The 22,712-nt window shown below is 41.1% G+C and carries 22 protein-coding genes; 12 read left to right on the top strand and 10 right to left on the bottom strand.

Translation table 11 applies throughout. The features are described 5' to 3' along the window. Positions 1 to 43: 43 nt before the first annotated feature. The 5 genes from yhfH (ACQKMH_RS26245) to yhfH (ACQKMH_RS26225) are packed head-to-tail and all read right to left on the bottom strand — an operon-like array spanning position 44 to position 864. Positions 44 to 184: a protein YhfH gene (gene yhfH, locus ACQKMH_RS26245; RefSeq protein ID WP_241582016.1), complete on the bottom strand. Its 141-nt coding sequence runs from the start codon at positions 182 to 184 to the stop codon at positions 44 to 46. Positions 185 to 214: 30 nt separating this feature from the next. Then, complete coding sequence (gene yhfH, locus ACQKMH_RS26240; RefSeq protein WP_427590261.1) at positions 215 to 352, bottom strand: protein YhfH; 138 nt, start codon at positions 350 to 352, stop codon at positions 215 to 217. A gap of 28 nt (positions 353 to 380) precedes the next feature. Next, positions 381 to 518 (bottom strand): protein YhfH, encoded by a 138-nt coding sequence (gene yhfH / locus ACQKMH_RS26235; protein ID WP_427590260.1) that lies wholly within the window; start codon positions 516 to 518, stop codon positions 381 to 383. A 28-nt stretch (positions 519 to 546) separates the two neighbouring features. Then, positions 547 to 684: a protein YhfH gene (gene yhfH / locus ACQKMH_RS26230; protein ID WP_098372156.1), complete on the bottom strand. Its 138-nt coding sequence runs from the start codon at positions 682 to 684 to the stop codon at positions 547 to 549. Positions 685 to 729: 45 nt separating this feature from the next. Continuing rightward, positions 730 to 864, bottom strand: a complete 135-nt coding sequence (gene yhfH, locus ACQKMH_RS26225) for a protein YhfH (protein ID WP_427590259.1) — start codon at positions 862 to 864, stop codon at positions 730 to 732. Between the two features lie 478 nt (positions 865 to 1,342). Here yhfH (ACQKMH_RS26225) and ACQKMH_RS26220 point away from each other — a divergent pair, with 478 nt between their 5' ends. The 9 genes from ACQKMH_RS26220 (at position 1,343) to ACQKMH_RS26180 (ending at position 12,101) form a co-directional block, all read left to right on the top strand. After that, the gene (locus ACQKMH_RS26220; RefSeq protein ID WP_427590258.1) at positions 1,343 to 2,233 is read left to right on the top strand and encodes a diacylglycerol/lipid kinase family protein; all 891 of its coding nucleotides are present in this window, start codon (positions 1,343 to 1,345) and stop codon (positions 2,231 to 2,233) included. A gap of 367 nt (positions 2,234 to 2,600) precedes the next feature. Continuing rightward, a complete protein-coding gene (locus tag ACQKMH_RS26215) occupies positions 2,601 to 4,634 on the top strand; it encodes a Na+/H+ antiporter (RefSeq protein ID WP_427590256.1) in 2,034 nt (677 codons plus the stop codon). Between the two features lie 325 nt (positions 4,635 to 4,959). Then, positions 4,960 to 6,345, top strand: coding sequence for a protoporphyrinogen oxidase (locus ACQKMH_RS26210; protein ID WP_427590255.1), 1,386 nt, complete (start codon positions 4,960 to 4,962; stop codon positions 6,343 to 6,345). 176 nt (positions 6,346 to 6,521) lie between these two features. After that, entirely contained in the window at positions 6,522 to 7,064 is a 543-nt protein-coding gene (locus ACQKMH_RS26205) for a helix-turn-helix domain-containing protein (RefSeq protein ID WP_427590254.1), read from the top strand. Between the two features lie 71 nt (positions 7,065 to 7,135). Continuing rightward, entirely contained in the window at positions 7,136 to 8,245 is a 1,110-nt protein-coding gene (locus ACQKMH_RS26200; RefSeq protein ID WP_427590253.1) for an ABC transporter ATP-binding protein, read from the top strand. Then, positions 8,235 to 9,038, top strand: a complete 804-nt coding sequence (locus tag ACQKMH_RS26195; protein WP_427590252.1) for an ABC transporter permease — start codon at positions 8,235 to 8,237, stop codon at positions 9,036 to 9,038. Before ACQKMH_RS26200 ends, ACQKMH_RS26195 begins: the two co-directional genes overlap by 11 nt. A 1-nt stretch (position 9,039) precedes the next feature. Beyond that, positions 9,040 to 9,843, top strand: a complete 804-nt coding sequence (locus ACQKMH_RS26190; protein ID WP_230161203.1) for an ABC transporter permease — start codon at positions 9,040 to 9,042, stop codon at positions 9,841 to 9,843. Further along, positions 9,840 to 10,913 carry an ABC transporter substrate-binding protein gene (locus ACQKMH_RS26185; RefSeq protein WP_427590251.1) on the top strand — a complete coding sequence of 358 codons (1,074 nt, stop codon included), beginning with the start codon at positions 9,840 to 9,842 and terminating at the stop codon, positions 10,911 to 10,913. The genes ACQKMH_RS26190 and ACQKMH_RS26185 overlap by 4 nt, the downstream gene beginning before the upstream one ends. Positions 10,914 to 11,210: 297 nt before the next feature. Next, a complete protein-coding gene (locus ACQKMH_RS26180) occupies positions 11,211 to 12,101 on the top strand; it encodes a foldase protein PrsA (protein WP_427590250.1) in 891 nt (296 codons plus the stop codon). Positions 12,102 to 12,468: 367 nt separating this feature from the next. Here the strand turns inward: ACQKMH_RS26180 and ACQKMH_RS26175 are convergent, their stop codons facing one another. Next, entirely contained in the window at positions 12,469 to 12,993 is a 525-nt protein-coding gene (locus ACQKMH_RS26175) for a YtxH domain-containing protein (RefSeq protein ID WP_427590249.1), read from the bottom strand. Positions 12,994 to 13,160: 167 nt separating this feature from the next. Between ACQKMH_RS26175 and ACQKMH_RS26170 the strand changes: the two genes are divergently transcribed. Together ACQKMH_RS26170 and ACQKMH_RS26165 are read left to right on the top strand one after the other, a co-directional pair. Further along, a complete protein-coding gene (locus ACQKMH_RS26170; RefSeq protein WP_427590247.1) occupies positions 13,161 to 13,625 on the top strand; it encodes a MarR family winged helix-turn-helix transcriptional regulator in 465 nt (154 codons plus the stop codon). Further along, entirely contained in the window at positions 13,626 to 16,742 is a 3,117-nt protein-coding gene (locus ACQKMH_RS26165; protein WP_427590246.1) for an MMPL family transporter, read from the top strand. It abuts the gene before it with no gap. Positions 16,743 to 16,859: 117 nt separating this feature from the next. Here the strand turns inward: ACQKMH_RS26165 and ACQKMH_RS26160 are convergent, their stop codons facing one another. The 4 genes from ACQKMH_RS26160 to nagA all read right to left on the bottom strand — a co-directional run bounded on the left by ACQKMH_RS26160 (position 16,860) and on the right by nagA (position 20,295). After that, positions 16,860 to 17,582, bottom strand: coding sequence for an SIS domain-containing protein (locus ACQKMH_RS26160; protein WP_427590245.1), 723 nt, complete (start codon positions 17,580 to 17,582; stop codon positions 16,860 to 16,862). A gap of 62 nt (positions 17,583 to 17,644) precedes the next feature. After that, positions 17,645 to 18,367, bottom strand: coding sequence for a GntR family transcriptional regulator (locus ACQKMH_RS26155; protein ID WP_427590244.1), 723 nt, complete (start codon positions 18,365 to 18,367; stop codon positions 17,645 to 17,647). 15 nt (positions 18,368 to 18,382) lie between these two features. Next, positions 18,383 to 19,117 (bottom strand): glucosamine-6-phosphate deaminase, encoded by a 735-nt coding sequence (nagB, locus tag ACQKMH_RS26150; protein WP_427590243.1) that lies wholly within the window; start codon positions 19,115 to 19,117, stop codon positions 18,383 to 18,385. Beyond that, positions 19,117 to 20,295 (bottom strand): N-acetylglucosamine-6-phosphate deacetylase, encoded by a 1,179-nt coding sequence (nagA, locus tag ACQKMH_RS26145; RefSeq protein WP_427590242.1) that lies wholly within the window; start codon positions 20,293 to 20,295, stop codon positions 19,117 to 19,119. Before nagA ends, nagB begins: the two co-directional genes overlap by 1 nt. A gap of 315 nt (positions 20,296 to 20,610) precedes the next feature. Between nagA and nagE the strand changes: the two genes are divergently transcribed. Then, a complete protein-coding gene (gene nagE, locus ACQKMH_RS26140; protein ID WP_427590241.1) occupies positions 20,611 to 22,521 on the top strand; it encodes an N-acetylglucosamine-specific PTS transporter subunit IIBC in 1,911 nt (636 codons plus the stop codon). Positions 22,522 to 22,712 lie beyond the last annotated feature (191 nt).

Raw genomic sequence — 22,712 nt, 5'->3', positions numbered from 1 at the left:
ATCAAAATGGCTTTTATAGCTTTTTTGATGTCAGCACCTTTTTTTAATATTCATCTTTTTTCGAAAGGCAGTGATCACATTCCAAAAGGTAGGATTCAGCTTGTTCAGTGATAGGAGTGCCGCACTCCGTACATTGTTTAGGTGGCAGGTTCCTGAAGAATTCCAATGGGTTTTTCGTTTGCATAGTGTTTCCTCCTTAAGATTAGGTTTAATTTTAGTCTTGGCGTTTGGAAAGGCAGTGATCACATTCCAAAAGGTAGGATTCAGCTTGTTCAGAGATATGAGTACCGCACTCCGTACACTGTTTAGGTGGCAGGTTCCTGAAGAATTCCAACGGATTTTTCGTTTGCATAGTGTTTCCTCCTTAAGATTAGGTTTAATTAGTCTTGGCGTTTGGAAAGGCAGTGATCACATTCCAAAAGGTAGGATTCAGCTTGTTCAGTGATATGTGTGCCGCACTCCGTACATTGTTTAGGTGGCAGGTTCCTGAAGAATTCCAATGGGTTTTTCGTTTGCATGGTAGGTTCCTCCTTAAGATTTAATTAATTAGTCTTCGCGTTTGGAAAGGCAGCGGTCACATTCCATTAAGTAAGATTCAGCGTGTTCAATAATATGGTCACCGCACTCGGGGCAATGTTTAGCAGGGATATTGTTGAAAAATTCAATGGATTTTTTCATTTGCATGGTCATTTCCTCCTTTTAAATGGTTTATTAATTTTTGCTTTCTATTTATTCTTCACGTTTGGAAAGGCAGCGATCGCATTCCAGCAGATAGGAATCTGAAGGGTCCACATGTGTTTCACCACATTCTGGGCAATGTTTAAATAAATCGATTATTAATGAATCTGATTGATTTGTTTGCATGTCTCGCTCCTCCTCTTTATAGTACAGTTAGTGTCGTTTGGTTGTTGTTATAATACAGTATATACCCGAATTTGGAAATTGTATAGGTATTTTACAGAAAATTTAAAATTTATTTCATGACAAGTCTGAAAACCCTATAGGTATGGGGATCGTCAACCTTTTTTTCTTCTCAATTATTAGATGATTAAAGAAAAATACATGTTGTAAAGGAAAAAACAAAGAGTGAATGAGATGGATCGGCAATTTTTAATCGATTTAAAAAGAAATTAATGTAACAGATGTGGAACAGGTGATTTTGAAGTTCATGATTACCTGTTCACATTCCGTGTTGCTCAGAAATCTGGGGAAATCGACAATTGGCAGCTATTATATGAGAGCTCTTGGCCGATACGAACAACCAAAAAAAGTGTCCGTATGGTTTTAGTACTTCAGGAAAGAGGTAACTTGCTAGTAGAAGTACATTAATGGGAGGTAGAGTATGACCAAAGTGATGATTATCATTAATCCATCTTCAGGTAAGGAAAAGGCAGCGAAGATTTTGCCGAATGCAAAAAAAGCGCTTGGTGGTATGTATGATCAAGTGATCGTTCGTGAAACTGAAGGAGAGGGAGATGCTACGGAATTTGCTAAAGAAGCTTGTACAGAAAGGTTCGATGCTGTCATTTCCATGGGTGGGGATGGAACGGTGAATGAGGTGGTGAATGGGTTGGGAGAACAGGAACATCGGCCAATTTTCGGAATCATTCCACTAGGGACCGTTAATGATTTTGCTAGATCTTTGGGTATACCCCTGAAACCTATTGAAGCTATAGAGATAATAAAGGATAGGCAGACTAAGGAATCCGACATAGGGAAGATCAATGATCATTACTTCATGAATGTGTTGGCAGTCGGTTCAATTGCCGAGGCTACCTATAATGTTTCCGTTGATCAAAAGACCCGTCTTGGCTCTATGGCATATATCATCGAAGGGGCAAAAGCAATCATTAAAAAGAATCCGTTTCCTTTAACGGTTGAACATGATCAGGGAAGGTGGTTGGGCGAGGCTCATTTACTGATTGCCACAATGACGAACTCTGTCGGCGGTTTCGAACAACTTGCACCAGAGGCAAAAGTGAATGATGGAAAGCTGCATACATTCATTATTAAAGATTTATCCCTTCCACTTATCGTCAAGATCATTCCGAGTTTAATGAGGGGGGAGATTAAGGGACATGATGAAGTTGAATATATTCAAACTTCCAAGCTCCATTTATCCACATCAGAGGAACTTGCAGTCAATATCGATGGTGATGAAGGGTTCCTTCTTCCTCTTCAGGCAAATGTACTGCACAAACACCTTCGTCTATTTGTCCCGGGGTCAAAATGAGTGTTGCAGAAAGGAAACAAGTAATGCGTGCGCAATGAACATAAGCAAACTTGTTATGTGGTTAGTCTAAAAGATCATCCTCATTGAAACAGGTAGGAAAAGCTGATTATGGCAATGTCGCCTCATCAGTTTTTTTTGTGGAGGTTAATACCATGGAAGATAGCGGGAATCCGCTCATGACTGGCGTGATCAAATCCTCCATCTTTATGACATTCCTTCACACACAGGCATAAAGTCATAAGCGTTTATAAAAGATAACATTATCGGGAGGATTCCAGGCAAGAATAGTTAATGCATGAATGAATGGGTATAAATATGTTACGCTTATAGTTATGTAAATAGATGAGAAAGGATGTTAGATGTTAGTATGGAGTTTTTTCTTGTTATATTAGCCCTTCTAATATTAATTGGAATGTCTAATGTAATTAACCATTTTATACCCTTTATACCTGTACCATTAATACAAATAGCACTGGGTGTTACGTTGGCGCTTTTACCTTTTGGTATCCATGTAGAGATGGAAACAGAATTGTTTTTGCTGTTGTTCATCGCACCCCTTTTATTCAATGATGGGAAAAATGTACCCCGCACAGCACTATGGAAGTTGAGGGCACCTATTCTCATGCTTGCATTAGGCCTGGTATTCATTACGGTTTGGGCAGGTGGGTATTTAATCAATTGGATGATTCCTTCGATTCCATTGCCGGCTGCATTCGCTTTAGCGGCCATTTTGTCACCTACGGATGTGGTGGCAGTTAGCGCTTTGGCGAGTCGAGTTAAGTTACCTAAGAGCATCATGCACCTTCTTGAAGGCGAAGGGCTGATGAATGATGCCTCAGGTCTAGTTGCCTTTAAGTTTGCGGTTGCAGCTACAGTCACTGGTGTTTTCTCCTTAGTGGATGCTACGTTCAGTTTCATATGGATTGCAATTGGCGGGTTTGTAGGTGGAGCAATACTAGCTTTCATCATTATCAGACTTCGTGTATTTCTTCGCCGCTTAGGGATGGAAGACGTCACGATGCATATGCTGATCCAAATCCTAACCCCTTTTATTATTTTCCTCGCTGTGGAACATTTCCACCTTTCTGGGATTTTAGCGGTTGTGGCTGGGGGAATTGTCCATGCCATTGAACGAGATCGGGAAATATCACCAACAATAGAACTTCAGGTCGTCTCAAAGAGTACATGGTCCGTCATTTTATATGTTTTGAATGGACTAGTCTTCGTTTTGCTTGGCTTGCAAATCCCAAGCGTTGCGAAAACGATCTTTCAAGATCCGGCCTTCAATAATGGACAAGTGATCCTTTATATCGTGATCATTACACTTTTCCTCTTCGCTTTACGATTCATTTGGCTTACGGCCGCCTGGTCGATTGGATGGATCACGAAAAAAGCAGGCGCCCAAAAGCCAGACTTCAAAGCAGCCGGAATCATTACCATTTCAGGGGTTCGCGGAGCTGTAACGTTAGCGGGTTCTTTCTCGATTCCATATGTGTTGGCAGATGGAAGTCCTTTTCCCGAGCGTTCGTTAATCATCTTCATTGCCGCAGGAGTCATATTGCTGACCTTGATTGTTGCGAGTGTATTTCTGCCAATCATAGCACGGTCAGAAGAAGAGGAAGTGGTCGATAAGCAGGCTGACAAGACAAAAGCTGCGACCATTCACACACATCAAGCGGCTATTCGGGTTGTTGAGTCCCAAATGACAGATGAAAACCGGGAAGCGGCCTTATCGATCATTTCGAGGTACTGTACCAAGATCAATGAATTGTCCTATGTAGAACAGGAGAAAGAGTCAGCTGCATTAAGGGAAGAAGAGAAGGTCCTTCGCTTTAAGGCCCTTGAAGCAGAGCAAAGATTCCTGGATAAACTTATAAAGGATGAAAGAGTGGACCGGGAGACGGCATATATATGCAAGGAATACATCCAGCGTATGGAAGGTGCCGTAACAAATCGATTGAAGTTCCGTTTTTTCAGGTCTGTCACGCTTTTCAGAAGAAGCATGCTGAGGGTTTTTAAATTATTTTTCCCTAATAAAAGTGAAATAAGAAAAATCAATCTTGAGAGATTGGAAAAAGTCAGAGAACTTAAAATCCGGATGTATAAAGCTGCTATCCAAGAGATACAAGCAGGCATTATATCTGAAAATCATGCAACTTCTTCGATGATCATTGAAGAGTATAAAGTGCTGATTTTAAAATGCAAACGAGAAAATAGAGGCCGTATCCCTAGTAAAATGGCCGAATATGAAAGAGAGCTGTTCTATAAGGCGATACAGGCAGAACGGGACGAAGTACAGGAAATGTTTGAAAAACGACAAATCCCCCGTGAGGTTGCCAACATACTTCGCCAGCAAATCAATTTGCGGGAAGCACTAACGATCAATGAAAACACCTATTGAACATAATGAAGGAGCGCTGTCGATATATTCGGCGGCGCTTATAATGGTTAGTGGAGGCATCGAATGAATAAGGAGTGTGCTCATGTGGAACAGGACCAGGAGATAGAGACCATCACCTTTAAAGCTTAACCTTGGAATAATGAAGAACGGAGTATCATATATGAGGGCATTTAGACTTTTTGATATGGGGAAGGTCTTTTTCTTTGTCCAATTTGTTACATGCCGCTTTAGGAAACTGGATGATTTAGAGGGAAGCTTTTAATAATACTGCTGCCTTATGGTACACTTTACTTATGAAAATTACGTTAATCGAGGTGTAGTCCTAATGAAAACGGTCGTAGTCGTTGGCGGAGGCATTACCGGCTTATCAACCATGTATTATTTACAAAAAGCGGCTAAAGCGCGGAATCTTTCCGTGCGATTAATATTAATAGAAGGTAATGAGAAATTAGGCGGTAAAATCAGGACAGTTCATGACGGTCCATTTAAAATAGAAGCGGGTGCCGATTCGATCGTCGCCAGAAAACAAAATATAAAACCATTTCTTGAAGAATTGAATCTAGAGGATCAAGTGGTCTATAATGCAACGGGAAAATCATTTATCCATACGGATGGCATGCTGAAGAAAATCCCTGAAGATGCCTTGTTCGGAATTCCAATGAGCATTGAGTCTTTGGCGAACAGTGATCTGGTATCTGCGCAAGGAAAGGTAGACGCCTTAAAGGATTTCTATACGAAAAACGAGACGTTTACGAAGAATGACTCAATCGGCTTATTTCTTGAAAGTTTCTTAGGGAAGGAATTGGTGCAAAAACAGATTTCACCTGTCCTTTCGGGTGTTTATTCAGGGAAATTAAATGAATTGACCATTGCTAAAACACTGCCGGAAATGCTGGATTATAAAAATGAATATGGCAGCATCATACGCGGTCTATCGGAAAATAAGCAGAAATACCAAAGCAAGGGAAATAAGAAGTTCCTTTCGTTTAAAAATGGCTTATCGGCATTGATTGATCGTATTGCGGAAAGCCTTGATATGGTGGAAGTTTTAAAGGGTGTACAGGCGGAAAAAATTACAAAGAATGATAGGGGGTATATCCTTTCATTGGCAAACGGTGAAAAGCTGGAAACGGACTACATCGTACTAAGTACGCCGCATACCAGCGCCCAGAAACTATTGGGTGATCGGGAGTTGGATGAGGACTTTGACGGCTTGATCGATAGTTCCATGATTAGCGTTTACATTGGATTCGATATACCGGACAGCATGCTTCCTGATGACGGGACAGGTTTCATTGCAGGTGATAATAGTGATTTGATCTGCAATGCCTGTACCTGGACGAGCCGGAAATGGGAGCATACTTCTGAAAACAGTCAGCTTTTAGTAAGGCTTTTTTATAAAAGCTCAAGCCCGGAATATGAACGGTTACGGTCCCTTACAAAACAGGAATTAATCAATGTCGCTTTAGGCGACATTAAAAATAGTTTGCACATTACTGGAACTCCGATGACGAGTGAAGTGACGAGGTGGCATGAAAATATGCCGAACTACCATATAAAGCATCCCAAAATCGTTCAATCTCTGGAGGCGAAAATCTCCGAGAACTATCCGAATGTTCTACTTGCGGGCTGTTCATACAATGGCGTCGGAATACCGGACTGTATTGCAGATGGAGAAAAGAAAGCGCAAGAGATTTGTGCGAAGTTGTAAAAGGGGGACTGCCAGTTGGCAGCCCTTTTTCTTTGTGGTGGATATCCTGGGGATTCGTTTGAAGTTTCCTGTATTTCCTGTATAATAATATTCGATAAATTAAACTAAAAGTTTACTTATACAAAACTTTTTTCACTGAGTGTTTACTATAAGTAAACTACATTGAGGGTAATACGATGCAAATAGGAAAGAAAATAAAGAATCTTCGCTTGAAAAAAGGACTGACTCAGGAAGAGTTGGGAGAAAGAACGGATTTAAGCAAAGGATATATTTCACAAATGGAAAGAGACTTAAGCTCCCCTTCAATTGAAACGCTTTTCAATATTTTAGAAGTACTCGGCTGCAAGCCGAAGCAGTTTTTCGATGAAGAGGATCAGGTCCAAAAAGTGGTCTATGAAGAAGAAGAACAAACCTTTTTCATCGATGAGGAACGAGGCTATCAAATTCAATGGCTTGTACCTGAATCGAATGAGAAGGAAATGGAACCAATTCGCCTGACTCTTCAGGAAAAAGGGGAATTTAAACAATTCGAACCATCCTTGTCGGAAACATTCGGTTATGTATTAAAAGGTAGGGTCATTGTAAAACTTGGTATACATACTTATTTTGTCAATGTAGGGGAATCCATTTATTTTCATGCTTCCGATGAACATCAAATCATCAATGATTTTGAAGGTCCATCCGAGTTATTGCTCGTTGTGACCGAATCATACCTATAGAATTCAAAACAACGGCAACCGTTTGTTTAAGGTAAAGATAGATGAAGTAAGGAAAGAGGGAAGTAGCTATTATGGCAAACGAGAATATAATTCGCTTCGAACAAGTTACGAAGCACTTTGATGATGATACGGTCGTTCTCGATAACGTTAGTTTTGAAATCGAGAGAGGGAAGTTCTATACGCTCTTGGGTCCTTCCGGCTGCGGGAAGACAACGATCCTTCGTTTGATTGCCGGATTTACGGAAGCATCCAAAGGTGATATTTACTTCGAAGGAAAAAAGATCAATGATGTACCAGCCAATAAAAGGCAAGTTAATACGGTTTTTCAAGATTATGCACTTTTTCCGCATTTAAATGTGTTTGAAAATGTAGCATTCGGTCTTCGGATCAAGAAAATGAAAAATCCGGAAGTGGAAAAAAAGGTGAAGGAAGCTCTAAGCTTTGTTAATTTGGATGGCTATGAAAAACGGGAGATCAGGGAAATGTCCGGCGGGCAACGGCAAAGGGTAGCAATTGCCAGGGCAATCGTTAATGAACCGGAGGTCATCCTTCTAGATGAACCGCTATCTGCCCTTGATTTGAAATTGCGTACGGAAATGCAATATGAATTACGGGAACTGCAACAAAGGCTGGGTATTACCTTTATCTTCGTCACTCATGACCAAGAGGAAGCATTAGCGATGTCTGATGAGATTTTTGTTCTTAACAAAGGGAAAATTCAGCAGAGCGGAACTCCAACGGATATATATGATGAACCGCTGAATCGGTTCGTTGCCGATTTCATTGGTGAGTCGAATATTGTTAAAGGAAAAATGATTGAGGATTACCTAGTGGAATTCGTCGGAAGGCAGTTCGAATGTGTCGACCAAGGTTTGAACAGTAATGAAGCTGTTGATATCGTCATCCGTCCGGAAGATTTACAGATTACTTCCACGAATCGCGGTAAACTGCAAGTTCGGGTGGACTCTCAGCTATTTCGCGGTGTTCATTATGAAATAAGCTGCTATGACCATGATGGAAATGAATGGCTTGTCCAATCAACTAGGAGGGTGACAGTTGGCGATGAAATAGGACTTTATTTCGATCCTGAATCGATTCATGTCATGCGATTGGGTGAAACGGAAGAAGAATTCGATAAGCGTCTTGAAGCGTATCATGATGGGGAAAGTCATGAAGAATAAATTATCCCGGAATATTTACTTCATCCCCTATGTCTTATGGATTGCTTTATTCGTGATTGCACCCATTTTGCTAATCCTTTACTATTCGTTCTTCGATATTGAAGGAAATCCATCCTTGGTTAACTATCAAAAGTTCTTTACACCTGTATATTTAAAAATGACGATAAGCTCATTTTGGTATGCCTTCCTGATTACGGGTATATCCCTTTTAGTGGCTTACCCTACTGCTTTTTTGTTAACGAAAACAAAGCATAAGCAGTTGTGGCTTTTACTGATCATCGTACCTTCCTGGATTAATTTACTCTTAAAAGCTTATGCCTTCATTGGCATTTTTGGCACATATGGTGTGGCGAATGGTTTTCTGGAAGCGCTGGGAATCGGCAAGCAGCAAATTCTTTTCACGGATTTCAGCTTCATATTCGTTTCGGTTTATATATTCATCCCGTTTATGATCTTACCGATATTCAATGCGCTGGATGAAATGAATCCAACCCTTTTGGATGCGGCCAATGACTTGGGAGCGTCCCGTTGGATGACATTCCGCCGCGTCATTTTTCCATTGACGATAGATGGTGTAAAAACGGGATGCCAGGTCGTCTTCATCCCGGCACTTTCATTGTTCATGCTCACTAGGTTGATTGCCGGTAACCGTGTCATTACCCTTGGTACGGCCATCGAGCAACATTTTCTCGTGACACAGGATTGGGGAATGGGTTCCACTATTGCTGTATTTTTGATCATTATAATGTTCCTGATTATGTTTGTAACGGGTAACCGAAAGCAGGGTGTGTAAATTGAGCAATAAATTATCACCACTATCAAAAGCGTTTCTCGTTTTGATATTTCTCATCCTCTATGCACCGATTTTCTTTTTAGTCTTTTACTCGTTTAACAGCGGCGGAACGATGTATGACTTTAAAGGGTTTACCATGGAGTGGTACAAGGAGTTGTTCCAAGATACAAGATTGTTGATTATTGTATTGAATACGCTTGTGATTGCTTTATTATCTGCATTGATCGCCACGATCATCGGGGTGATTGGAGCCATTGGAATTAGGTCCTTTACGAGCAGTAAAGCCAAGAATACAGTATTGTCATTGAATAACGTATTGATTGTCAGCCCAGATGTGATCATAGGTGCTTCTTTCCTGATTCTATTCACAATGGCTGGAATCAAGCTTGGTTTCTACTCGGTATTGTTGTCTCATATTGCCTTCAGCATTCCGATTGTTGTGCTGCTGGTCCTTCCAAAGCTTCAGGAAATGAGCCCTACCTTAATTGATGCGGCTCGAGATTTAGGGGCAAGCCGATGGGATGTATTGACGAAGGTCATCCTTCCTTATATCTTACCAGGTATCTTTGCAGGTTTTTTCATGGCATTGACTTATTCTCTTGATGATTTTGCGGTGACGTTTTTTGTGACCGGTAATGGATTTTCCACTCTTTCCGTGGAAATCTATTCATTGGCCCGGCGTGGGATTTCCTTGAATATTAATGCCTTATCGACACTGCTGTTCGTTGTGACATTACTGTTGGTTGTCGTTTATTACTTTATCACTCAACGTGTTAGGCAGACGGGAATGGGGGGGAAACGATGAAGAAGCTTGTCCAAATGTTTTTAGTCATTTCCCTTGTATCCGCGTTGCTTTTATATGCGATTTCAAGATTGAATTCATCACAGGGCTTTACGAGCAGCAATACGCTTACCATCTATAATTGGGGCGATTACATCGATTCGGAATTAATCGACCGCTTTGAGGAAGAAACGGGCATAAAGGTCATATATGAGACGTTCGATTCCAATGAGGCCATGATGACTAAAATCGAACAGGGAGGTACGACTTATGATATTGCCATCCCATCTGAATATATGATCGATAAAATGCGACAAGAAGACTTGCTGGTCCCCTTGGATCATTCCAAGCTTCCCAACCTGAAAAATATCGACGAGCGATTCATCGATCTGCCATTCGATCCGGAGAATAAATATTCCGTGCCATATTTCTGGGGGACGGTCGGGATTGTTTACAATTCCAAGATGCTCGGAGGCAAAGTGATAACAGCCTGGGCGGATTTATGGGATGAAGATTTAAAAAATGAAATCCTTTTGACGGATGGGGCCCGAGAAGTGATGGGGATGGGGCTGAACTCTTTGAATTATTCCTTGAATGATACGGATGATGAACATCTCCAAGAGGCGAAGTCAAAGCTTGATGCACTCACTCCGAACATTAAAGCGATCGTTGGAGATGAAAGCCGTATGCTATTGGAAGCCCAGGAGGCGGCGATTGGTCTTGTGTGGTCGGGAGTCGCTTCAGAAATCATGGCTGAAAATGAGGATCTTGAATACGTGGTTCCAAAAGAGGGATCCAATTTATGGTTTGATAATATGGTCATCCCGAAAACGACCAAAAATGTCGAGGCGGCTCATCAGTTCATCAACTTCATGCTGGACCCGGAAGTGGCGGCACAGAATGCTGAATATGTAAGCTACTCGACACCCAATAAGGAAGCACTGAAATATATGCCGGAAGAAGTGGTGAAGGACGAACGTTTCTATCCATCACCAGAGCTGACCGAGAAGCTGGAAGTGTACGAAAACCTAGGGAAGAAAAACTTGGCACGTTACAACGAACTCTTCCTTGAATTTAAGATGCATCGTAAATAACACAAAAAAAAGCATGGTGTAGGAATTACCTCCTTACACCATGCTTTTTCGTTGTTAGTTCATCACACCCTGTTGTCTCCGCTTCAGATGTATCATTTAGATCCTTGAAGTAATAATCTGTATGGCAATATTATTGGTAGAAGGGCAGTAATTGTTAGAAATAATCTAAATATCAGCGGAGGGTAAAGTATGTTAGTATAATGACTGAATTGGTGCATACGGCAGGTGGATCTATAATCTTAAGGATTAATTAATATTTGCAAGCTATCATAATAGAAAAATTAAGGGAGAGCATTCATGAAACTATTAAGAAGCACGAAGGCATATATTTGGGCAGGGAGCATTTTAATCATTGCCGGTATCATGGTATTTGCTATGGTTTCGTCCAAGGATAAGACAATGGCGAGTATCGATGGCGAGAAAATCAATAAGGATGAACTATACGACGCGCTTGTTGCGGGGTATGGAACTGATACTTTAGAACTTTTAATTACGAATAAATTGGTTGAATTGGAAGCGGAAAAAGAAGGAATTAAAATAAAGGATGAAGAAATCCAGAAAGAAATCGATACGATGGTTGAATCCTATGGTGATGAAAAAACGTTCAAAGAGCAATTGGAGGCAAGCGGTTCTTCCATGGATGCCTTGAAAAAAGACATCGTTGTTTATCTGCAAACGAAAAAGCTGATCGAGCCGAGAATTACCGTGACAGATGATGAAATCAGTACGTATTTTGAAGATAATAAGGATACATTTGATCAAGCGGAACAAGTGGAGGCTAGTCATATTTTAGTCAAAGACGAAAAGACAGCTGAAAAAGTTGCGAAAGAAATTGCAGGCGGCGGCGACTTCGCAAAATTGGCAGCGGAATATTCCACAGATACAGAAACGGCCGATAACGGTGGAAGCTTAGGGTACTTTGGAAAAGGTGAAATGGTGGACGAGTTTGAAGATGTTGCCTTTGATCTTGGTATAGATAAAGTGAGTGATCCAGTCAAATCCGATTACGGGTACCATATCATAAAAGTAACAGGTAAGAAGGAAGCAAAAAAAGCTAATTTAGAAGACAGTAAAGAAGTCATTAAAGAAACGCTTCTTTCTGAAAGATTACAAGAGGAATATCCCGTTTGGTTAGCGGAAGTAAAAAAAGACCATGAGATAACGAATAAATTAGAGGGTTCTAACTAGGATCATCAAGTGAAATGATAGATGGAAAAACAAAAGCTGGGGCATAATCCCTCAGCTTTTGTTTTTTATGGCTTATACAATGGAATTTGATTTCCGCTCCAGGCACTCGCTTTCCGCGGGCGGTCGGGGAGCCTCCTCGGCATGCGCCTGCGGGGTCTCTCCTAGACGCGCTTTTCCCGCAGGAGTCTCGCACCATCCGCTCCAATCAACTTTGTTATAACATTTAGACAGAAACCATACCTATGGAGTTGAAGGTGTTACTTTGGGTCAATTGGTTCGGGAACTTCATTTGATGAAGGGTGCATTTTCAGGCCCCCTTTTGTTTACAAACTAAAGCTGGGGCATAATGCCTCAGCTTTTTTATATATTAGAAGTTGGATGAAATGGATTTTTCATTGGATAATCCTGATTTTGTAACGATTTCATCGCTCTCTTTTTCACTTTTTTGATGATCGGAATTCATTGATTGTGCTGGCGTTTCTTTCAGTTGTTTACCGGCAACGACCACTTTTGAACTGATGTCCTTTAATTCATTTGTTGCTTCCTTAGCTGTACCAAGAGCGTTAGTGGAGATATCTTTTACTTCGGATACTTTTCCCACCACGTCTTCATTGACGGTTTCATATAAGGTTTCCGCGTCATTGATTGCCTCTTTAATCGTCTCTGTTGCCCCTTTGACTCCAGACACCATCTGTTCCTTCATTTCTCCGGGGTTTTCCTTAACTTGTTCAATCATATTCATGGAGTTGTCTTTTAATAGGACGGCTGACCGCTTTACTTTATTCCTTGTGTTGGAGTCAAGTAATGTCAAAGCCCCGCCAACGAGTCCTCCGATTAGAATTCCTTTTAATAGTTTGCTATTCGTTTGAGTTTCGATAGTCGATTGTGTCATTAATATTTCCTCCTTAAGAATAGTAGATTGTTTGCTTAATATGTTTTTCCCTTATTTACCATAATTTAAACTGGAAATAATAAACTGTAATGGGATTGACACAATAAATAAAACAGTAGTAAGCTACATATAGTTAAATGACTGAACTAATTTTAAGAGGTGTAACAATGACTAATGAAAAAGTTTCTGGATTGATTGATCGATATATGAAAGTTTCCTTCTATGTTAATAAAATGGGGGAACTTTTAATAAAAGATCAAATTTGTGATGTGCTGACGAACGAACAATACTACACTTTACGGTTCATCGAACAACAACGTTTATGCACTTCGACGGAAATCAGTGATGCCTTTTATATAAATAAGAGTGCCGTCACTTCCAACATCAATAGGCTTGAAGGCAAAGGATTGATCGAACGGGAACAGGACCTGGATGACCGGAGGGTCTTTCACTTGAAGCTTTCCAAAGAGGGTGAAGGATTGTTACAGGAAACGGAAAATAAGATTCATTGTTTGGTGGAAAGAATCATGACGAAATTTGAATATGAAGAGATTGTTAAATTCCTTGATACATATGAGAAGCTTTCACAAATTTTCATTCAAATGAAGAATGGGGAACAGGAGGAAATATAAATGAGGGGGATTATAAAGGGAAGATGGTTAGTCATTATCCTTTGGGTGGCCATTACAACGGGTTTATTGTTTGTGGCCCCGAATATGGCGGAGCTAGTCCGGGATAAGGGGCAGTTGGATGTACCGGCAGAATATTCCTCTGGAATGGCCAATGAGCTTATGAAAGAGATACAGGATGAGGACGAGTCACAGGTAGCTCTCGTATTTCATGGTAGTAAGAAATTATCTTCCTCGGAATTGAAGGAAATAGACCTTGCCATCCAAAAGCTTGAGAAGAATAAAACAGAGCTTGGCATAACTGAGGTCATGACCCATTTTAAAGATCCCTCACTTAAGGATCAGTTGGTCTCGGAAGATGAATCCACGGTCTTGGCATCCATCAGGATGGCAAAGGGTGACCGAGAAGTTAAGGAAGTGATCGATGCCCTTTATAAAGAATTGGAACAAGTGGATGTCGAGCATTATTACACAAGCAGCTGGATGATCGATGAAGATCTTAATACCAATTCCCAAGAAGGTTTGAAAAAAACGGAAGGCATTACGGTTGTCTTCATTTTGGCAGTATTGCTGATAGTTTTCCGTTCAGTGGTGACACCGATCATTCCGTTAATCACGGTCGGTTTCACTTATTTATGTTCACAATCCATCGTCTCATTCCTGGTGGATAGATGGGACTTTCCGATTTCGTCTTATACCCAAATATTCCTGGTTGGTATTTTATTTGGAATCGGTACCGATTATTGCATTCTACTGCTTAGTCGATTCAAAGAGGAACTATCGTCACAGGAATCTTTACTTGAAGCGATCGTGGAGACATACCGAACTGCTGGTAAAACGGTCTTTTTTAGTGGGCTCACGGTAATGATTGGTTTTGCGGCAATTGGTTTTTCTACTTTTAAACTCTATCAATCTGCTGCAGCCGTTGCCATAGGGGTTTTCATTTTAATGATTGCCCTATATACGATCGTACCATTTTTCATGATGGTTCTTGGCAAAAGACTATTTTGGCCGGCAAAAGGGAAGCTTGCGCATAGTGAAAGTAAATTATGGGGGAATCTTGGTAATTTCTCCTTGAAGCGTCCATTGTTGGCACTAATAATCGTTGCCATCATCTGTGTTCCTTTTTTGTTTATGTATGATGGGGAAATTTCTTATAACTCCCTTGAGGAAGCGGGGGATGATGTTCCTTCCATCATGGCATTCAATATCATTTCCGATGAATTCGGCCCGGGACAATCGATGCCAACACAGATTGTCATAAAAAATGACGAACGTATGGATTCGGAAGAATATGTCGCACTTGCAGAAAAAATCAGCCAGGAAGTCATCAAGGTGGATGAAGTCGATGTAGTCAGGTCCATGACCCGCCCGACAGGTGAGCCCATCAAGGACTTATTTGTCTCCAAACAAGCCGAAAAGTTGGAAAAGGGAATCGGGGAAGGAAATGAAGGAATTAAACAAATCAGTGACGGTTTAAAAACCGCAGGCAGTGAGCTTTCCGACTCTGGACCTCGCTTGAAGCAGGCGACGGACGGGATAGGGGGACTCATTTCCGGTACCGATGAATTAAAGAGCGGAGTAGGTCAGGTGGAGAAGGCGTTAACGAGCATAGAAGCAGGAATTCGTGACGGCTCTTCAGGGACAGGTGATATAAAATCGGGGCTGAATGAAGTTAAGGCCAACCTGGAGAAGCTTGCAGATGGAAGCGGACAGCTCCTCGAAGGCTATCGACAATCGGCTAATGGGCTAAATGAGCTTACGGGTGGATACAAAGAGATACAAACTAACCTGACGGCCGTATCGCAAAGCCTTGCTGGTTTAAATCCATCCTTTGAGCAAATGGAAAGCAATTATCCAGAATTGCAGGCAGACGCGTCCTATCAAACGATCAAGCAAACGGTACAAGGGGCACAGAGTGGTTTGGTGCCCATGTCAGCAGGCCTTTCCGAGCTCAACAGAAATCTTGGGTTAGTATCCGGAGGTTTGAATACAGCGAACAAAAATATGGCTGACATCGTAAATGGTCAAATCTCTTTAGCGGGAGGGCTGAACCAGTTGATTTCAGGTGTAGATAATTTACAAAAAGGTTTAAGCACGATGGCGAATGGTCAGAGTGAAGTCATTAATAATCTATCAGAATTCAAAGGAGGACTTACGAGCTTAAATAATGGGCAGCAAGAACTCCTAAATGGCTTTTCAAGCCTTGGCGGGCAACTGACTGATTTGACGGATGGCTTGAATCAAAGTGCGGATGGACTGAATGAAGTCCATGATGGCCTCTCGGATGCACAGGGCTATTTATCAGGACTTGCAAAAACGGATAAGACAGTAACTGGTATGTACATTCCCAAAGAAGTAGTGGAAAGTAAAGAATTTGGGGAAGCGCTGAACGCGTATTTATCCGAAGACGGTAAAGTCATGACAATGGATGTTGTCTTTAAAGCTAATCCATATTCTAATGAAGCAATCGAGCAAATCGATTCGATTGAGGAAACGGTAGAAAGAGTAACGAAAGATACAAAGCTTGAAAATGCGCAGGTGGCGATAGGTGGAATCACAAGTACACATCATGATTTGAGCATGATGTCTGAGGAGGATTTCTCACGTACTGTCGTATTGATGTTGTCGGGTATCGCAATCATTCTCTTTTTCATGCTGCGATCCCTGGTCATGCCGATTTACCTGATTGTGTCGCTTGTTTTGACATATTATACAGCGGCAGCCATTACAGAGTTGATTTTTGTAAATATTCTCGGTTATGCAGGCATCGGCTGGGCCGTTCCTTTCTTTGCTTTCGTTATCTTGATTGCGCTGGGCATCGACTATAGCATTTTCTTGATGGATCGCTTTAACGAGATGAAAGATAAACCTGTCAAGGAAGCGATGTTACTATCCATGAGAAAAATGGGAACGGTGATCATCTCGGCTGCAGTCATTCTGGGCGGTACCTTTGCTGCCATGATGCCAGCAGGAGTTCTTTCGCTCTTGGAGATTGCCACTTTAATATTGGTTGGGCTTGCTTTATATGCGTTTGTCATATTGCCATTGTTCATTCCAGTGATGGTTACAACGTTTGGAAACGCGAATTGGTGGCCTTTTTTGAAAAACAAGGAATAAAAGGGAGTACCTCTAAAAGTAAAGAAGGCATCCGGGTGGATGCCTTCTTTACTTTTGCATAATGATTTCCTTATGCGGAATAAAAAACTTTATGTATTCCTTAATGGCAAAAATGATTCACAATTGGGGAATTCTTGTTTTATATTTCGCGATAAGCTGTTGATTATGCTCATCTGCCCCTTCGATATTACTGCTTAGGAATACGGGAGGGGTCACCCCTGTTTCAATAATCGCTTCAATGACTTGTGTGAAAATCATATTCAGGAGGACGGCTCCAGTTACAGTCGATCCAGATCCAAATGATATATTGTTTGATTTCAGCAATGTATCACCTTTTGAAATATGATTGTCTATGACCAAATCAACGACATCGTGGAGATAAAGCTTCTTTTTATGCCGTGAAGGACAACTGTTTGCATACTCCGGTGATGTTAGTCCTATGACAAAGGCGCCCTTTTCTTTTGCGATTATAGCGACATCGATGGGAACGGGATTCACACCAGACGATGAAATGACAATACAGACATCGCCAGGACGGATATCCTCATCAAGCATGAATTTCTCAGATAGGTCATTTTGCCTTTCAAGTTGAGATGACCTTGATGCTCCCTTAAAAAGCATCAAGTCTTCTACGAAAATAGGATGAATGGCCGCTAACCCACCTGACCGGTAGAATACCTCTTCCGTCAAAATATGAGAGTGCCCGCTCCCAAATAAATGGATGACTCCATCCGACAATATTGCTTTTGAGATGTGTTTCACAGCTTCCTTAATAGAATGCTTTTCCTGTTCAACCACAGTTGAAAGTAAAGCCTGCACTTCTTCAAAATATGAGTTCATATATGACACCCTCCGATTACCTTTAGCAAGAAAAGATTATAGTGATGGCAAAAAAATTCAAGTTATCTGGTTATGGTGATAGTAAATTTATACCTGTCCGCACGATAAGCTGATTTAACATATTCAAGGGGGGTTCCATCTATTAGGAACGTATTCCGTTGAATGAATAATATGGGCGAGTGCTTTGGAATCGCTAAATGGGTGACTTCCAATTCAGAAGCAATCGATGATTCCAAAGTTTGTGTGGCATAGTCCATTTTAAGTTTAACGTAATTCTCTATATATTGATAAAGGGAAAGGTTAATGATTTCTTCCGTTAATCCTTTAATTAAATTCGCAGACATATACACAGTCTCGAGCGCCATTGGAACATCATCGGCCAACCGAATACGTTTTATTTCATAAACGGGAGCATAAAGGGAAATGTGCAATTCACTGGCAATTTTCTTATTAGCCGGAATGATTTCAAAGCTCAGTAGCTTACTGCTCGGATTTAGGCCCCTGGCTTTCATATCCTCTGTAAAGCTTGTCAGACCATTGAGCTGCTGCTCCAGCTTTTTATCGGCAACAAAGGTTCCCCTCCCTTTTTGACGGTATAAGTATCCGTCATTAACCAAATTATTTATGGCTTGCCGGACGGTCATTCGGCTAATTTCGAATTGCTCTGCATATTCACGTTCAGATGGAAGGGCATTGTGCGCCTGGAACTCACCATTTTCTATTTGTCTTTTTATTTGTTCTTCGATTTGAGCATAAATCGGAAGAGGTGAGCTTTTATCAATCATCGACTTTCGCTCCTTTTAGGGTATTATCACTCCGGATAACGCTTTTTGGTCTGCGATAATTGTAACATTATTATGTTTTTTTAGGATAGATGCAGGGAAATCCTCTGTAATATCACCGTCCATCAATTTCTTCAAGGTTTCGGCTTTTTCCTCTCCGGATATTAATAGAAGTATCTCTTTGCTTTTCATAATGGTGGAAATGCCCATTGTAACAGCATGTGTCGGAACTTCGTCTATGGAGTCGAAATAACGTGCATTGGCTTGGCGTGTTGAATCTTCAAGTGTCACGACATGTGTACCCGAGGTGAAAGAAGTTCCAGGTTCATTAAAACCAATATGACCATTCTGCCCAATACCAAGTATCTGAAGATCGATCCCTCCCGTGGAATCAATCATTTCGTCATACCGTTTACATTCTCCATTAGTGTCATCAGCTGTGCCATTTGGTAGGTGAGTGCGCTCTTTATTTATATTGATGTGAGTGAATAAGGAGTCATCCATATAATAATGGTAACTGTTTGGATCATTGGGTTTTAAACCGATATACTCATCAAGATTAAAAGATGTTACATGTTCATAAGAAGTATGATTACGCACGTGGTCTTCAATCAACGTATCGTACATACCTTTAGGCGTGCCGCCAGTTGCCAAGCCCAGCTTGATATCCGGATTTCCTTTTACTTTTCCGATCACTATTTCTGCGGCTGTCCGACTCATTTCCGCGTAGTCTTGTACTTTAATGATATTCATTATGCATTCTCCTTTTTAAAAGCTAAATTTCCTCTGCAGAACGTCATTTCAACGTCCAATCGTTCATTTAAGATAACAAGGTCGGCGTCTTTACCAACTTGGATGCTGCCTTTTCTATCAAAAATCCGAAGTTGTTTGGCTGGATTTTCAGCCGTCATTTTTATTATGTCAATCATGGAACAATCGGTATATTGCATGGTGTTCTTAATGGCATCGTTCATTTTCAAAATACTGCCGGCTAGTGTTCCATTTGAAAGCGTAGCTGTCGTTTCGTTAACATACACAGGTTGACCGCCTAAATCATAGGTTCCCTTTTCAAGCCATTTGGCTCGAAGCGAGTCCGTAATCAAAATCATGCGGTCACTTGTAATTTGGTTATAAGCTAATTTCACCATTTCAGGTCGGCAGTGAATGCCATCAGCAATAAGTTCAACAAACAATTCGTCTCGGAGATAAGCTGCGCCCAATACACCAGGCTCGCGGTGATGGAGTCCCCGCATCCCATTATAAAGATGTGTGACGTGTGTAGTCCCAGCCTGGATTGCTTCATCTATTTGGTCATATGTTGCATCCGAATGTCCAATGGAGGCGACTACGCCAGTTCCCCTTAAGTGAGCGGCAAGGTCTAATCCGTTTGGTTGTTCAGGAGCAAGCGTTACAAGCTTGATTTGATTTTGGGCCATTTCCTGCCACCTTTTAAATAGAGTGACATCCGGATCAACGATATGATCTTCAGGCTGTGCTCCTTTACGGACTGGTGAAATGAAAGGACCTTCTAAATGAATCCCAACTATTTCAGCATGTTCTTGAGTTTGATTTTCGATATATTTACCTGCATTAAGAAGAGCTGAATCAATGGCTTCGGTAGATTGAGTCATTGTAGTGGCCAGAAAACTGGTTGTTCCTTCTTTGGGAAGAGTTATTGCCATAGTAGATAATGCTTCGTATGTGGCATCCATTGCATCAGCATTCGATACCCCGTGAATATGAACATCGATGGCACCAGGAATGACCTGATGATCAGGCGAAAGATTGATTACTTCAACACCATCTTCATGCTTATATTGGTTAACGGGGCCTACTTCGGCAATTTTTCCATCCACAACTTTAATGTACCCATTTTTGTATGTTTCCGTTTCGCTATAAACTATTAGATCGTTAATAATGAATGTTTTCATACATAATCTCCTTTATGAAGTAAACCTTAATGAATGAGTCATGAATTGGTCTCATATATTTTTGTCCTCATTTTAACGTTTTTATTAGTGGTTGTCTAGACCAGTTGCTGTTAATAAGGTTCGTAAATGTCTTATTTCCGCTATATTTAAGGAATATAGTAAATTTTTCTACTAAATTGGTATAGACATCTATATGTTTTCTATGCTAGTATAATCCAAAGAAAAGTTATTATATTAATAAAATGAAAACGCTTTATACTTCTTGTCATTCAACAAAATCAATAGAAGAAGTTAGGAACAAGGGAGATGAGTTCGATGTTGAATTTTTTACAAAAGATTGGTAAAGCTCTTATGCTGCCAATTGCTGTTTTGCCAGCAGCGGCTATATTGCTTCGCTTAGGTCAGCCGGATTTACTTGATATAGCATTTATGGCGGCCGCGGGAAAAGCGATTTTTGATAATCTTGCCTTACTATTCGCTTTAGGTATTGCAATAGGATTATCTAAAGACGGTAGCGGTGCAGCGGCATTAGCTGGACTTGTTGGTTACTTTGTTTTAACGAATGGTACGCAAGCAATTAATAAAGATATCGACATGGCTGTTTTAGGCGGTATTATATCAGGTATAGTCGCAGCTCTTCTATATAATAGATACTCCGATATAAGGCTCCCTGAATGGCTTGGATTCTTTTCAGGGAAAAGATTCGTCCCGATCATCACTTCGCTTGCGATGATAATACTTGCGGGAATATTCGGCTTTGTCTGGCCGCCGATCCAGGATGTTATCAATAGTGTCGGAGATTGGATTACAGGTGCAGGGGCATTGGGTGCCGGCGTATTCGGCGTATTGAATCGCTTATTGCTTCCAGTAGGATTGCATCATGTCCTGAATAGTATGGTTTGGTTCGTTTTTGGTGAATTTAATGGTGCGACAGGTGATATAAATCGTTTCTTCGCAGGAGACCCGACAGCTGGTCCCTTCATGACTGGCTTTTTCCCAATCATGATGTTTGGCCTTCCAGCTGCAGCATTAGCGATGATTGCAGCTGCTAAGAAGGAGAAACGTAAATTGGTAACGGGGATGCTTGTTGGGCTAGCTTTCACTTCTTTCTTAACAGGAATCACAGAACCGATTGAATTTCTGTTCATGTTCATTGCCCCAGTGTTATATGTAATACATGCTCTTTTAACCGGGGTCTCTATGGCACTCGCTGTTCTATTGGATATCCATCATGGTTTTGGATTCTCCGCAGGGGCCATTGATTATTTCTTGAACTTCGGCATTGCGCAAAAACCGCTTTGGTTAATACCGATTGGATTGGTATACGCGGTCGTTTACTTCGTGATTTTCTATTTTGTCATCAAAATCATGGATTTAAAAACACCAGGCCGTGAAGACGATGAGGAAGTTGTGGAAGAAGAAACGATTGTGAAAACAGGGGATAAATATACTGATATGGGATCGCTTTTCATTCAAGATCTTGGCGGTAAAGAGAATATAAAGATAATTGATAACTGTGCAACACGCTTACGTTTAGAAGTGGCCGATTCAGGAAATGTGAATGAGGCAGCCTTAAAAAGGCATGGTGCGCGGGGTGTCATGAAATTAAATAAATCGAGTGTGCAAGTCATTGTTGGAACGAATGTTGAATTCGTTGCAAATGCAATGAAACAACTTGTTAAAAATGGGGTCGATCCAATCCAAGTGAAAGTGGATCCAAATGCACAAGTAGTTGAAGATGGAGTGGAAGAAAACCAAGCTATCGACGCCAATGATTTTGTCCTTCCAATTGAAGGAGCCGTTTTACCGATCGAACAAGTTCCTGATCAAGTGTTTGCGATGAAAATGATGGGCGACGGCTTTGCTATCGAGCCGGTCAATGGGAAACTAGTTTCACCGATCGATGGAGAGGTACTTAGTATCTTCCCGACAAACCATGCATTGGGTTTGAAAATGAATAATGGTCTGGAAATTCTGATCCATGTTGGCTTAGATACAGTTAAATTAAATGGAGAAGGCTTTACATCACTTGTGCATGAAGGCCAAAAGATAACAAAAGGAACGCCACTTTTGGATATTGATTTAGATTTCATAAAACGGAATGCTCCGTCAACGGTCACTCCTATTATATTCACTAACTTACCTGAAGGAACGGCAGTGAAATTGCAGAAGACAGGGTTACAGAAACAAAATACAGCAGGTATCATCCAGTTGGAAAAACTATAAAACGTGTAAAAAAGGGATGTCGATTTATCGACATCCCTTTAGACTGTAGACAAACTCAAAGAAAAGCGAGTTTGCCTGCAGTTTTTTTTATTTCCGCTCCAGGCACTCGCTTTCCGCGGGCGGTCGTGGAGTCTCCTCGGCTAGCGCCTGCGGGGTCTCACGCGTTTTTCCCGCAGGTGTCTCGCACACCA

Origin of the sequence: Peribacillus sp. NPDC097895 (assembly GCF_050277555.1) — a bacterium.
Classification (GTDB): domain Bacteria; phylum Bacillota; class Bacilli; order Bacillales; family DSM-1321; genus Peribacillus.
Note: the sequence above shows the minus strand (reverse complement) of the source record. Positions and strands in the feature narration are given on the sequence as shown.